Origin of the sequence: Nostoc paludosum FACHB-159 (assembly GCF_014698835.1) — a bacterium.
GTDB classification, from domain to species: domain Bacteria; phylum Cyanobacteriota; class Cyanobacteriia; order Cyanobacteriales; family Nostocaceae; genus Nostoc; species Nostoc paludosum.
Genome location: NZ_JACJTU010000006.1, coordinates 95,129 through 107,023, shown reverse-complemented (window position 1 = coordinate 107,023; position 11,895 = coordinate 95,129). Strand labels below are relative to the sequence as shown.

The following is an 11,895-nucleotide window of genomic DNA, read 5'->3' as shown; positions in this document are numbered from 1 at the left end:
CAAAATTGATTAATAATATTTTGGGTTGACCGAAGTTTCACAGCTTTCCATGTGGAATAGTCTGACACCCTTCTAGTCGCCCAAACCGTCCAAAGTTTTAGCCTTAATTCAATGTAGTTTCAACAATAGACCTCTAAGGGGTCATCGCAAGTTACTTCATTTGACTTTGGCTGCAACTTCTCGTCCTCAATGCCCAGTTTTGATGATTAAACTCGACGGCGTTTCGGTGGACGGCAACCATTGTGAGGAATTGGGGTAATATCCCGAATCAGTGTAATTTCCAGTCCTGCTCCTTGAAGTGCGCGGATAGCGGTTTCTCTACCTGCTCCTGGGCCACTGACCATTACCTCAATTTGGCGCATACCTTGATCGATAGCTCGACGGGCTGCACTTTCAGCTGCGGTTTGCGCTGCAAAGGGAGTTCCCTTTTTTGCTCCCTTAAAGCCGCTAGAACCAGCACTAGCCCAGGAGATAACATCTCCATTTTGATCGGTAATGGTGACAATGCTATTGTTGAAAGTAGACTGGATATACGCCATCCCATTGGGGACGTTCCGTTTCTGCTTTTTGCTCCCAGTTTTTTTAGTTGGTTGTCTCGCCATACTTGTTTAGTTGATTTAAGGTAAAACTTGCTCTGTTTAGGAAGCGTTGTCAAATTATTTATTTCCCTGGCGCCTTCTTCTTACCAGCCACTGTCTGCCTTCTACCTCGACGGGTTCTAGCGTTGGTGCGGGTTCTTTGCCCTCTGACCGGTAAGCCCATGCGATGACGACGCCCTCTGTAGGTGCCAATGTCAACTAAGCGCTTGATGTTCATTGACTCCCAGCGGCGCAAGTCTCCTTCAACTTCATAGTTGGTTTCTATTTCTGCTCGTAGTTTCGCTACATCGCTGTCACTTAACTCTTTAACACGGGTGTCTGGATTTACACCTGTAGTCTTTAGAATTTCCTGCGATCGCGATAACCCTATCCCGTAAATGTAAGTCAGACCAATCTCGACGCGCTTATCGCGTGGAAGGTCTACTCCGGCAATACGTGCCACAATCAACTCTCCCTATTGTTCTCGCAATTACTAGTACTTAAAAAAACGTGATTAATGCCGTCTTTTCGTTTTAATAAAGATTATGCGTTTTGCAACATCCTCTGTTGATTCAGAGCTTTATCCTTGACGTTGCTTGTGTTTAGGGTTAACGCAAATCACCATAACGCGACCACGGCGTTTGATCACGTTACACTTTTCACAGATTTTCTTGACTGAGGCTCTAACTTTCATGCCTTTTTTACTTTGACTCCAAATATTAGATTATAACATTTCTTGGGGAATTATTCAGCTAAGTTGACTAGGAAACAGTCAAAATGATGGTTTTATGGTAAAATTCTCTACATATATCTACTTCTTTCTCAGTCGGTAGGTGATTCTGCCTTTAGTCAAGTCGTAAGGAGTTAGCTCTACCTTGACCCGATCGCCAGTTAAAATTTTGCTATAGTGGCGCTTCACAGTAAGATATGCCAAGACCGAATCCCCATTGTCTAATTCAACTCGGAACTTCTGAGCATTTACGATTGAGCCATCGTCTCGTTCAAGTAGAAAGCTGTCACGAGGTAATACCTCTGTAACACTTCCTTCCATTTGAATAGCTTGTGGCTGAGTCAATGATTTACTTACCTCCGATGAAAATTTTAGTTGGATTTACTTCTTACGTAAGCGATAGGTGATTCTGCCCTTAGTCAAGTCGTAAGGAGTTAGCTCTACCTTGACCCGATCGCCAGGCAAAATCTTAATATAGTTACGGCGAATCTTGCCGGAAATGTGTGCCAACACGTTAAAGCCATTATCCAAGTCAACGCGAAACATCGCATTGGGCAAAGACTCTGTAACCGTGCCTTCCATTTCAATCAAATCTTGCTTAGACAATTTGTTTTTTCCTCAACTCAATAATCTCATGTTCGTTTGCAGCACTTCATCCGCAAGACAACACACTTTGAGAAATATATCAACACTTTCTTAATATATTTTAGCTAAAATTGTTCAACTTCTTGATTCGATGGGATTTGGGAGTGGGGAGTGGTCAATTATCTACTCTCTACTCCCTTGTGCTTTTCAAGCAATTATCTTTTGGAGTTCATCAGTGACTTCTTCTTGGGACTGGTTGCCATTGACTGTTACAAGTTTTTGGCGATCGCGGTAGTAATCAATCAAAGGTGCAGTTTCAGCACGGTAAACTTCTAAACGACGACGAATTACTTCTTCGCTATCATCTTTTCGTCCTCGTGCAAGTAAACGCCCTACTACTACATCATCTGGGACTTCCAGACTAACTACTCTTTCACCAGACTGGTCTAATTGTTCGAGTAATTCCTCAAGAAAAACTGCTTGCTTGACAGTCCTAGGAAAACCATCGAGAATCCAACCATGCTTGGCATCTAACTGACTCAGCCGTTCTTGGACCATTTCCTGTACTAAAATGTCTGGGACTAGTTCCCCTTTATCCATATAACTTTGAGCTTTTAAGCCCAAACGGGTTTGCTTGGACAATGCTTCGCGCAATATGTCACCCGTAGAAACATGGGGAACATGCCGATGGTCAGCTAATGTTTTAGCTTGTGTTCCTTTACCAGCTCCAGGCGGTCCCAAGAAGATTAGTCGCGTCACTATTATTTCACCATTCCTTCATAGCGCTGAGAGATGACATAAGTTTGGACTTGTTTGGCTGTCTCAATAGCCACACCAACCAAAATTAACAAAGACGTGGCACCTATTCCCTGGAAAGTTTTTACATTCAAAGCGCTTTCCACTGCGGTGGGAATAATAGCAACAAAGCCTAAAAAGATCGCACCCAAAAAAGTGAGTCGGTTAGAAACGCGTTCGATATACTCGCTAGTTGCCTTACCGGGTCTAATTCCAGGAATACTAGAACCCATTTTCTTCAAGTTCTGGGCTACATCTACTGGGTTGAGAATCAATGAAGAATAGAAGTAGCTGAAGAAAACGATGGAAACCATGTATACCAATGCATAGACCCAAGAACTAGAACCGCTTGGACTCAAATAAGTGTTAACTATATTCGCCAATTCAGCATTTTTAGTAAAATTGGCGATCAGCAGTGGCAAACTGAGGATGGCAGCAGCAAAAATAATTGGCATTACGCCGCCTTGATTTAGGCGTAGGGGCAGATAGCTGCGTTGTTCTGCCAAAACTCGCCGACCTACTTGACGACGAGCTGAAATAATTGGGATGCGACGCATTCCTTCTTGCACAACCACAATACCAACAATTGTTGCCAGGAACACTAAGATTAACACGATCACGCGACCTACTGTTTCCCGACCGCCGACTTGCACCAAATCGATGGTATCGCCTAAAGCTTTTGGTAATGATGCGACAATGTTGACAAAAATCAACAATGATGCACCATTTCCAATTCCCCGTTCTGTAATCAGTTCTGATGCCCACATCACGAACATAGAACCAGCAGTGAGGGAGATCGCGGTTTCAGCTACAAACAGTGGTCCTGGGTTTAAAGCAAACTGCTGCAAGAATAATGCCGAAAAAGCTGTACTTTGAATAATTGCCCACCCCAAGGATACATAGCGGGTAATTTGGGATATTCTTCGCCGACCCGCTTCACCTTCATTTTTCTGTAAATTTTCCAAAGATGGAATTGCAGCTGTGAGCAATTGGATGATAATGGACGCATTGATGAAGGGCAAAATCCCTAAAGCAAAGACTCCCAAGGTCGAAAGTCCTCGCCCAGAAAAGATATCCAACAAACCAAATATCGCGTTATTTCCTGAGATGGCTGCGGCAAACCGATCTCTATCAATCCCTGGCACAGGCAAGAAGATGCCTAAGCGAACCAAAATTAGAATACCGACAGTGACAAGCAGCCTACCTCTGAGCCCGGCTGCTTGTGCCATCTGCATAAAAGTTTCTTGAGCCGTTGGGGCTTTGTCTCGACTGATCATAGAGTGCTACCTTTATTGTGAACCAGGCGCTGGCTGCGAGTTGGCTTGCATCTAAGTGCCCTATTCCGGCTCACTCATAAGACTTCACAACTCCCACCAGCTGCCTCAATTTTGCTCCGAGCTGTACCTGTGAAAGCTGCCGCTTGTACCTTGAGCGGAACGCTCAATTCCCCGTTACCCAAAATTTTCAATGGGCCTTTAGCACCAGTGATAATACCTGCTGCTTTCAAGGAGGTCAAAGTTACTTCTGTATTAGCGGGAAGTGAGGCTAGCTTCTCTACATTAATCGTAGTGTAATTCTTCCGATTCACAATCGGAAAGCCCTTGAGTTTGGGTAAGCGGCGGTACAATGGCTGTTGACCACCTTCAAAACCTGGTCTGGTGCCACTACCAGAACGAGATTTTTGACCCCGCATACCTAGACCAGCACTAGCACCTTGCCCAGCAGCAATACCCCTACCTACGCGGCGGCGGCGTTTTTTTGAGCCTTTTTGTGGCTTAACATCGTTGAGTCTCATAAGCTAAAAATGTCATTTGTCGTTGGTCTGATGCCATTTGTCGTTTGTCATTTGCCGTTTGTTATTCACTAATGACCAATGACTAATAACTCATGACTAAATTAGATGTAGAGATTTTCAATAGGAATACCGCGATCTTCAGCAACTTCAGAAAGAGTACGCAGTGTAGACAAAGCGTTGACTGCGGCTCTAGCATTGTTGAGTGGATTGTTCGAGCCAAGTTGCTTAGCTAGGACGTTGCGAACTCCTGCCAATTCCAATACTGTACGCACAGCACCACCAGCAATTACACCAGTACCAGGTGCGGCTGGACGCATAATTACTTTTGCGCCACCACCGATGCCATCAATGGGGTGAGGTATGGAGTTGGATTTGGTGATGGGAATATCAATTAGGTGTTTTTTACCATCGGCTACACCTTTTTTCACTGCTCCAATTACATCTGAGGCTTTGCCTACTCCGACACCAACTTGACCGCGTTCGTTACCAACGACAACGATCGCACGGAAGCTAAGTTTTTTACCGCCTTTGACGACCTTACTCACCCGTCGAATCTGAATTACCCGCTCTTGCCAAGTGGTTTCTTCTTTTTTGGCACGCTTGGTTCTACCTTTACGCTCTGTTGCCATAATCAATGTTCTCTTAGTGTCATTTGTCAGTTGTCAAAAGTCAGTTGTCATTTGTCCTTTGTCATTTGTCCAATGACTAAATGACCAATGACTAATGACCAATGACTTTAGAAATCTAAACCGGCTTCGCGGGCTGCGTCAGCTAGGGCTTTGACACGACCGTGATATAGGTTGCCACCGCGATCGAAGACTACTTTGACGATCCCTTTTTCTAGCGATCGCGCTGCAATCAACTTACCAACTTGCACCGATGCATCGCGGTTAGCGCCTGAGGCTAAACTCGATTTCAACTCTGGTTCTACAGTTGATGCTGCCACTATGGTGTGATGCTGTGTATCATCAATCACTTGGGCATAAATATGCTCATTAGAACGAAATACTGCTAAACGGGGCCGTTCTGGGGAGCCAATAACTCTCCCACGAACGCGTCGATGGCGACGCTGTTTTGATTCTCTACGAGTAAGTTTCATTTTTACTTCTTACCACTCTTACCAGTCTTACCAGCTTTACGTCTTACCACTTCACCGGCATAGCGAATACCTTTGCCTTTGTAAGGTTCTGGTGCGCGAACGGCACGAATTTTAGCTGCTGTGTTGCCGACAATTTCTTTGTCGTAGCCGCTGACGATGACGTTAGTGGTTCCTTCTACTGCAAACTGAACTCCTTCTGGGGGTTCAATTTGTACCTGATGGCTGTAACCCATATTCAAAACTAGGTTACGTCCTTGAACTTGTGCCCGGTAACCAACCCCTTGAATTTCCAAACGGCGTTGAAAACCTTGGGAAACTCCCTCAACCATGTTGGCAACTAAGGTACGGCTCAAGCCATGCAATTGCCTTGAAGTCCGAGTATCATCTCGACGAGTTACTTGTAATACTTCTCCCTCTTGGGAAACTATAACGTTAGCAGGTAAATTGCGAGAAAGTTCTCCTTTGGGCCCTTTCACCACAACCTTGGTACCATCGATCGCCACTTGTACTTTGGCGGGAATAGTAATTGGACGTTTACCAATACGAGACATGACTTTTTGTCCTTTATGGAGTTATGAGCTATGAGTTATGAGTTATGAGTTTTTATGACTAACTTTTCACTCCTCATTTCTAACTCTTCACTTTTCTTGATTACCAAACGTAGCAAAGTACTTCGCCACCCAAATTCTGACGCCGGGCTTCACGGTCAGTCATAATGCCACTGGATGTAGAAATAATGGCGATGCCAATGCCACCTAATACTCTTGGTAATTCTTTTTTGTTGGAGTAAACACGCAAACCAGGTTTACTGACTCGCTTGAGGGCGGTGATCAGAGGCTGACGATTCTTACCTTTGTATTTCAAGGAAATCACCAGATTGCGTTTTACCTCATCCCCTGCTTCTTCAAATTCACCAATAAAACCTTCCTCCCGCAGTACTTTGGCAATACTACGGGTCATTTTTGTAGCTGGCACTTGTGTAGTTTGATGCCGCGCCAGGTTGGCATTGCGGATGCGCGTCAGCATATCTGCAATTGTGTCGTTAGCCGCCATCGTTCCCTCTATAGATGAACTTATTGATCGCGAAAGGGCATTCCTAATTCTTTGAGTAAGGCGCGACCCTCTTCGTCGTTTTTCGCTGTGGTGATGATGGAAATATCCAAACCACGGACTTGATCGATGCTATCGTACTCGACCTCTGGAAAAATTAGCTGTTCTCTAACACCCAGGGTATAGTTTCCCCGCCCGTCAAAGCTTTTAGGGCTGACGCCGCGAAAATCTCTAATTCTAGGTAGTGAAAGGCTAACGAGTCGGTCGAGAAAGGCATACATTCTCTCGCCTCTGAGGGTCACCATAATACCCACAGGCATTCCTTGACGAATTTTAAAGCCAGCGATCGCTTTTTTCGCCCGCGTCACTACTGGTTTTTGACCAGTAATCGTCGCAATTTCGTTAATAGATGCTTCTAGCGCCTTCGCGTTTTGAGCCGCTTCGCCCAAACCACGGTTAATAGTAATTTTTACCAGCTTCGGTACTTGATGAACGTTGGTAAATTGAAACTGCTGCGTGAGTTTTGGGACGATTGTCTCGTGATATAAAGTTTTGAGTCTTGTTGTCGCCATAGTTTTTTGTCCTGATATCCCTGGGCTTGGTCAGGGAACCTTTTATTTGGGATTTTAGATTTTGGATTTGGGATTAAATTTAAAATCTAAAATTTCAAGTCGGCTAATTCTTGTTATTTATCAAGAATTTCACCAGTTTTCTTGAGCTTTCTGACTTTTTTGCCTTCTGGCGTAAAGGTGTAACAAACACGACTGGCAACGTTTTGCTTGGTGGAATAAAGCATGACGTTGGAGCTATGAATCGGGAATTCTTGGGTGACAATCCGCCCTGATTCACCTTCTTGCTGGGGTTTGACGTGCTTTGTTTTAATATTGACACCTTTGACGACAACTTTACTCAGTTGGGGAAGTGCTTGGATAATTTCACCAACTTTTCCTTTGTCTTTACCAGCAATTACTTGTACGGTGTCGCCAGTTTTGACGTGCATTTTGTGGAATACTTTGGGCGTACCCTGTTTGGTTGCCATTACAGCACCTCCGGAGCCAGAGAAACAATTTTGGTAAAGTTTTTATCGCGGAGTTCCCTAGCAACTGGCCCGAAAACCCGTGTGCCTCTGGGATTACCGTCTTTGTTAATAATTACAGCGGCGTTATCGTCAAAGCGAATACTCATACCGCTATCACGATTTACGGCTTTGCGAGTACGGACAATTACTGCTTCCACAACATCAGACTTCTTGACAGCCATATTGGGTGTAGCGTCTTTGACAACAGCAATAATCTTATCGCCAATAAAACCATAACGGCGGTTACCTCCACCCAATACGCGGATGCACATTAGTTTTCGGGCACCGCTATTATCAGCGACATTTAAATAAGTCTGGGGTTGAATCACGATTTTACTCCCTTGTAATGTTGTTAGTTTTCTAACAACTATGAGGTTTAAGCAGGTTTGACGTTCAGGATTTCTGTGATTTTCCAGCGCTTAGTTTTACTCAGGGGTCTTGTTTCCTGAATCCGGACGCGATCGCCCACTTTACACTGATTTTCTTCGTCGTGAACTTTATAGCGCTGGGTGTTGACTACAATCTTGCCGTACTTGGGATGAGGAGCGCGGTTTTCTACGGCGACTACCACCGTTTTTTGCATTTTGTCGCTCACTACCAAGCCAACTCGCTCTTTGACTGCCATAATCTCCTACTCTTCTTGTGCTTGCGGCGTTTGATTTGCTGCCCGTTTGCGTTCTCCCTCGACCGTCAGCAATTGCGCTAGGCGGTGCTTAGCATGTCGGAACTGGTGGGGCTTGTCTAGCTGTCTTGTTGCTTTTTGCAAGCGCAACTGAAATAGTTGTCTTTTAACAGCAAGAATTTCTTCAGAAAGTTTATCGTCGCTTAATTCTCTTGCTTCTGTAATTTTGGGAAGAGGCATGACCTACTCCTGCTCCTGTGGTTGAGAGCGCACAATAAATTTGGTTTTTATTGGCAGCTTATATGCAGCCAAGCGCATGGCTTCACGGGCGATTTCTTCAGAAACGCCAGCGATTTCAAACATAATCCGCCCTGGCTTGACTACAGCTACCCAAAACTCTGGCGAACCCTTACCGGAACCCATCCGGGTTTCCGCAGGACGCATGGTTACAGGCTTATCAGGGAAAATCCGAATCCAGATTTGTCCACCCCGGCGAATATAACGAGTCATTGCCCGCCGAGAAGCTTCTATTTGCCGAGAGGTAATCCAAGCAGGTTCTTGAGCTTGGAGTGCAAAATCACCGAAGTTGAGGGTACTACCACGGGTGGCTAGTCCCTCCATCCGTCCGCGCTGTTGTTTGCGGAATTTAGTTCTTCTAGGACTTAACATGATTAGGTACTGGGTACTGGGCATTGGGCATTGGGCATTGGGCATTGGGCATTGTCAATTCTTAATGCCTCATGCTTCATGCCCCATTCCCATTTATCCTTCATTTGAACGATCTTCAAATTGTTGACGACGGCGTTGTTGTTGACGACGACGGGGTTCGCGATCGCGATCGCCCCGATCGCCCCGCTCGCGATCGCGAGCGGCGGGTGGTGGTGCAGTTTCTTCCTGTCCAGGGATAATTTCTCCCTTAAACACCCATACTTTGATGCCCAAAATGCCGTAAATAGTTTTTGCAGTGCAATAAGAGTAGTCAATGTCAGCTCGTAAGGTATGTAGAGGGACTCTACCTTCACGAGTCCACTCTGTCCGAGCAATTTCAGCACCGTTGAGGCGGCCGCTGACTTGGATTTTAATACCTTGGACACCAGCACGTTGGGCACGCTGAATCGCTTGTCGCACTACCCGACGGAAAGAAACACGGCGTTCTAATTGTTGAGCAATGTATTCAGCAATCAGGTAGGCATCAGCATCAACTCGTTGCACTTCAACTACGTTAATGCGAATTTGGCGATTACTACCCAATAGTCCTTGGAGTCCAGTACGCAAGGATTCTATGCCTTGCCCGCCGCGACCTACTACTACCCCTGGTCGAGCTGTGCGTACTTCTAGGTCGATTTGGTCGGCTTTGCGCTCAATCCGTACTTCGGAAATTCCGGCGTTGTTTTGAGCGAGTCTACCGAGCTTTTGTTCTATGTATGTACGGAGTTTATGGTCTTCTTGTAAAAGTTCTGGATAACGTTCCGGAACTGCAAACCAACGGGATTGATGTTCTTGTGTAATACCCAGGCGAAAACCGACTGGATGAATTTTCTGTCCCACGAATGCTTCCTCTAAAATTTCTGACTAAGATCGTTATTTTTCTGGAGCTGCTCCAACGGCGACAGTAATATGACACGTCGGCTTGCGGATTTGGTAAGCTCGACCTTGCGCCCTTGGCTGGAATCGTTTCAGGACAGGCCCTTGGTCGGCATAAGCCTGGGTAATTATTAGTTGAGTCCGATCTAAACCAGCATTGTGTTCGGCATTAGCAGCAGCGCTTCTGAGAACCTTCAATATAGGTTCAGTAGCGCGATAGGGCATGAATTCCAGAATAATTAACGCTTCTCTATACGAGCGCCCCCGGATTTGATCGAGTACGCGACGCACTTTCAAGGGAGAAATGCGTATAAAACGGGCGATCGCTTTCACTTCAGTAGTATCAGTAGCCATAATTTTCTCCATTTTTGCCATTTGTCTTCTGCCCTCTCTTACAAAGTTCTGATCTAAGGAAGCCTTAGCTCAGACTTTGCGCTTTGTCATTTGTCTTTGTCCTTTGTTCTTTATCGAGAACTAATGACCAATGACCAATGACCGATGACTAATGACTAATGACTACCTACCTGATTTCTTGTCACTTTTCCCATGACCCCTGTAGGTACGTGTTGGGGCGAATTCACCCAACTTGTGCCCTACCATTTGTTCATTTACAAAAACTGGAACGTGTTGGCGTCCGTTATGAACAGCTATGGTATGACCAACCATTAGAGGCAAAATTGTCGAAGCTCGTGACCAAGTTTTAATAACTTCTTTTTTGTTAGTGTCGTTGAGCTTTTCAATTTTTTTAAGCAGATGATCCGCAACGAAAGGACCTTTTTTTAGAGAACGACCCATAGTTCAATTTTGGATTTTGGATGAAAGGATTTTGGTCGCACCTTTGGTGCGCTTCCAGCGCAACTTGGATTTTGGATTTTGGATGATTAGATATCTAATTGGTCTAGAAGAATTTTTAATTTACTACACCCAATCTAAAATCCAAAATCTCAAATCTAAAATTCTATGACTCACGACCGCCGCGACCGCGTTTAGAAGACTTACGGCGGCGACGCACAATGTATTTGCTGCTGAGTTTCTTGGGATTGCGTGTCTTGGCACCCAAAGTTGGTTTACCCCAAGGTGTTACAGGGCCGGATCTACCGATAGGCGCTCTACCTTCACCACCACCATGTGGGTGATCTACTGGGTTCATCACGCTACCTCTGACCTTAGGACGACGACCTTTCCAACGATTTCGTCCTGCTTTACCTGCACTCAGGTTTCTCGCGTCGGTGTTGCCTACTTGCCCAATGGTGGCGTAGCATTCACGCCGAATCAACCGGACTTCTCCTGAAGGCAGCTTAAGAGTTACGTAATTACCTTCTTTTGCCACTACTTGTGCGCTAGCACCAGCCGCACGTACAATTTGACCACCTTTACCAGGGGTCAGTTCTACGTTATGAACGCTAGTACCCAAGGGAATATTCGATAGTGGTAAGGCATTACCGTCTTCAAAAGGAGCTTCGGGGCCAGCAATAATTGTTGTCCCGACTTTCAAGCCATTAGGTTGGATAATATAGCGTTTTTCGCCATCTTCGTAATGCAACAGCGCAATCCGGGCATTGCGGTTAGGATCGTATTCGATCGCTACAACTTGTGCGGGAATATTACGCTTATCCCTTTTAAAATCAATAATCCGGTAAAGCCGTTTGTGTCCGCCACCCCGGCGACGACTGGTTATCCGCCCTTGATTATTCCGACCTTTAGGACGGTGTACGGATTTAGTTAGAGATTTCTCTGGCTCAGTTTTGGTGATTTCTGAAAAGTCAGAAATTGTAACTTGCCGAGTACTGGGGGTATAAGGGCGATAGGAACGAGTACCCATAATCTATTTTGGATTTTGAGATTTTGCGGAAAATGTCAGCCGCGGCTTTTGCCGAGCGGAACTTTCCAAGACGGATTTACTGAATTTTGGATTTTCGATTTAATGAGTGTTTAACTAATTACAACCATTGATGGTAATTTTTCAGTAAACTCCTCAA

The 11,895-nt window shown here is 45.2% G+C and carries 22 protein-coding genes; all 22 read right to left on the bottom strand.

Translation table 11 applies throughout. From position 1 onward, the window contains the following. Nucleotides 1–206: 206 nt before the first annotated feature. Complete coding sequence (gene rpsK, locus H6H03_RS08205; protein WP_096558115.1) at nucleotides 207–602, bottom strand: 30S ribosomal protein S11; 396 nt, start codon at nucleotides 600–602, stop codon at nucleotides 207–209. Nucleotides 603–660: 58 nt separating this feature from the next. Next, nucleotides 661–1,041, bottom strand: coding sequence for a 30S ribosomal protein S13 (rpsM, locus tag H6H03_RS08200; RefSeq protein ID WP_190954652.1), 381 nt, complete (start codon nucleotides 1,039–1,041; stop codon nucleotides 661–663). A gap of 117 nt (nucleotides 1,042–1,158) precedes the next feature. Beyond that, a complete protein-coding gene (gene rpmJ / locus H6H03_RS08195) occupies nucleotides 1,159–1,272 on the bottom strand; it encodes a 50S ribosomal protein L36 (RefSeq protein WP_015129703.1) in 114 nt (37 codons plus the stop codon). Nucleotides 1,273–1,389: 117 nt separating this feature from the next. Next, nucleotides 1,390–1,653 carry a translation initiation factor IF-1 gene (gene infA / locus H6H03_RS08190; RefSeq protein ID WP_190954651.1) on the bottom strand — a complete coding sequence of 88 codons (264 nt, stop codon included), beginning with the start codon at nucleotides 1,651–1,653 and terminating at the stop codon, nucleotides 1,390–1,392. Between the two features lie 36 nt (nucleotides 1,654–1,689). Further along, on the bottom strand, nucleotides 1,690–1,914 hold the full coding sequence (gene infA, locus H6H03_RS08185) for a translation initiation factor IF-1 (protein ID WP_006276978.1): 225 nt from the start codon (nucleotides 1,912–1,914) through the stop codon (nucleotides 1,690–1,692). Nucleotides 1,915–2,100: 186 nt separating this feature from the next. Next, entirely contained in the window at nucleotides 2,101–2,652 is a 552-nt protein-coding gene (locus tag H6H03_RS08180; RefSeq protein WP_190954650.1) for an adenylate kinase, read from the bottom strand. Between the two features lie 2 nt (nucleotides 2,653–2,654). Then, nucleotides 2,655–3,965 (bottom strand): preprotein translocase subunit SecY, encoded by a 1,311-nt coding sequence (gene secY, locus H6H03_RS08175; protein ID WP_190954649.1) that lies wholly within the window; start codon nucleotides 3,963–3,965, stop codon nucleotides 2,655–2,657. A 74-nt stretch (nucleotides 3,966–4,039) separates the two neighbouring features. Beyond that, complete coding sequence (rplO, locus tag H6H03_RS08170) at nucleotides 4,040–4,483, bottom strand: 50S ribosomal protein L15 (RefSeq protein ID WP_190954648.1); 444 nt, start codon at nucleotides 4,481–4,483, stop codon at nucleotides 4,040–4,042. A 101-nt stretch (nucleotides 4,484–4,584) separates the two neighbouring features. Beyond that, on the bottom strand, nucleotides 4,585–5,112 hold the full coding sequence (rpsE, locus tag H6H03_RS08165) for a 30S ribosomal protein S5 (RefSeq protein ID WP_190954647.1): 528 nt from the start codon (nucleotides 5,110–5,112) through the stop codon (nucleotides 4,585–4,587). Nucleotides 5,113–5,219: 107 nt separating this feature from the next. Beyond that, a complete protein-coding gene (rplR, locus tag H6H03_RS08160; protein WP_190954646.1) occupies nucleotides 5,220–5,582 on the bottom strand; it encodes a 50S ribosomal protein L18 in 363 nt (120 codons plus the stop codon). A gap of 2 nt (nucleotides 5,583–5,584) precedes the next feature. Next, on the bottom strand, nucleotides 5,585–6,133 hold the full coding sequence (gene rplF / locus H6H03_RS08155) for a 50S ribosomal protein L6 (protein WP_096536967.1): 549 nt from the start codon (nucleotides 6,131–6,133) through the stop codon (nucleotides 5,585–5,587). 100 nt (nucleotides 6,134–6,233) lie between these two features. Beyond that, nucleotides 6,234–6,635, bottom strand: a complete 402-nt coding sequence (gene rpsH, locus H6H03_RS08150) for a 30S ribosomal protein S8 (RefSeq protein WP_190954645.1) — start codon at nucleotides 6,633–6,635, stop codon at nucleotides 6,234–6,236. 20 nt (nucleotides 6,636–6,655) lie between these two features. Next, nucleotides 6,656–7,204: a 50S ribosomal protein L5 gene (rplE, locus tag H6H03_RS08145; RefSeq protein ID WP_190954644.1), complete on the bottom strand. Its 549-nt coding sequence runs from the start codon at nucleotides 7,202–7,204 to the stop codon at nucleotides 6,656–6,658. 113 nt (nucleotides 7,205–7,317) lie between these two features. Then, nucleotides 7,318–7,671 (bottom strand): 50S ribosomal protein L24, encoded by a 354-nt coding sequence (gene rplX / locus H6H03_RS08140; RefSeq protein WP_190954643.1) that lies wholly within the window; start codon nucleotides 7,669–7,671, stop codon nucleotides 7,318–7,320. Next, on the bottom strand, nucleotides 7,671–8,039 hold the full coding sequence (gene rplN, locus H6H03_RS08135; RefSeq protein ID WP_073641953.1) for a 50S ribosomal protein L14: 369 nt from the start codon (nucleotides 8,037–8,039) through the stop codon (nucleotides 7,671–7,673). Before rplN ends, rplX begins: the two co-directional genes overlap by 1 nt. A 47-nt stretch (nucleotides 8,040–8,086) precedes the next feature. Beyond that, nucleotides 8,087–8,335 (bottom strand): 30S ribosomal protein S17, encoded by a 249-nt coding sequence (gene rpsQ / locus H6H03_RS08130; RefSeq protein ID WP_190954642.1) that lies wholly within the window; start codon nucleotides 8,333–8,335, stop codon nucleotides 8,087–8,089. Between the two features lie 6 nt (nucleotides 8,336–8,341). Next, nucleotides 8,342–8,572: a 50S ribosomal protein L29 gene (rpmC, locus tag H6H03_RS08125; protein WP_190954641.1), complete on the bottom strand. Its 231-nt coding sequence runs from the start codon at nucleotides 8,570–8,572 to the stop codon at nucleotides 8,342–8,344. A gap of 3 nt (nucleotides 8,573–8,575) precedes the next feature. Continuing rightward, nucleotides 8,576–9,001, bottom strand: coding sequence for a 50S ribosomal protein L16 (gene rplP / locus H6H03_RS08120; RefSeq protein ID WP_190954640.1), 426 nt, complete (start codon nucleotides 8,999–9,001; stop codon nucleotides 8,576–8,578). 93 nt (nucleotides 9,002–9,094) lie between these two features. Continuing rightward, nucleotides 9,095–9,880, bottom strand: a complete 786-nt coding sequence (rpsC, locus tag H6H03_RS08115; protein WP_190954639.1) for a 30S ribosomal protein S3 — start codon at nucleotides 9,878–9,880, stop codon at nucleotides 9,095–9,097. 33 nt (nucleotides 9,881–9,913) lie between these two features. Continuing rightward, nucleotides 9,914–10,270, bottom strand: a complete 357-nt coding sequence (gene rplV / locus H6H03_RS08110; protein WP_190954638.1) for a 50S ribosomal protein L22 — start codon at nucleotides 10,268–10,270, stop codon at nucleotides 9,914–9,916. Nucleotides 10,271–10,432: 162 nt separating this feature from the next. Further along, nucleotides 10,433–10,711 (bottom strand): 30S ribosomal protein S19, encoded by a 279-nt coding sequence (gene rpsS / locus H6H03_RS08105; RefSeq protein WP_190954637.1) that lies wholly within the window; start codon nucleotides 10,709–10,711, stop codon nucleotides 10,433–10,435. A gap of 163 nt (nucleotides 10,712–10,874) precedes the next feature. Further along, nucleotides 10,875–11,738 (bottom strand): 50S ribosomal protein L2, encoded by an 864-nt coding sequence (gene rplB / locus H6H03_RS08100; RefSeq protein ID WP_190954636.1) that lies wholly within the window; start codon nucleotides 11,736–11,738, stop codon nucleotides 10,875–10,877. Nucleotides 11,739–11,895 lie beyond the last annotated feature (157 nt).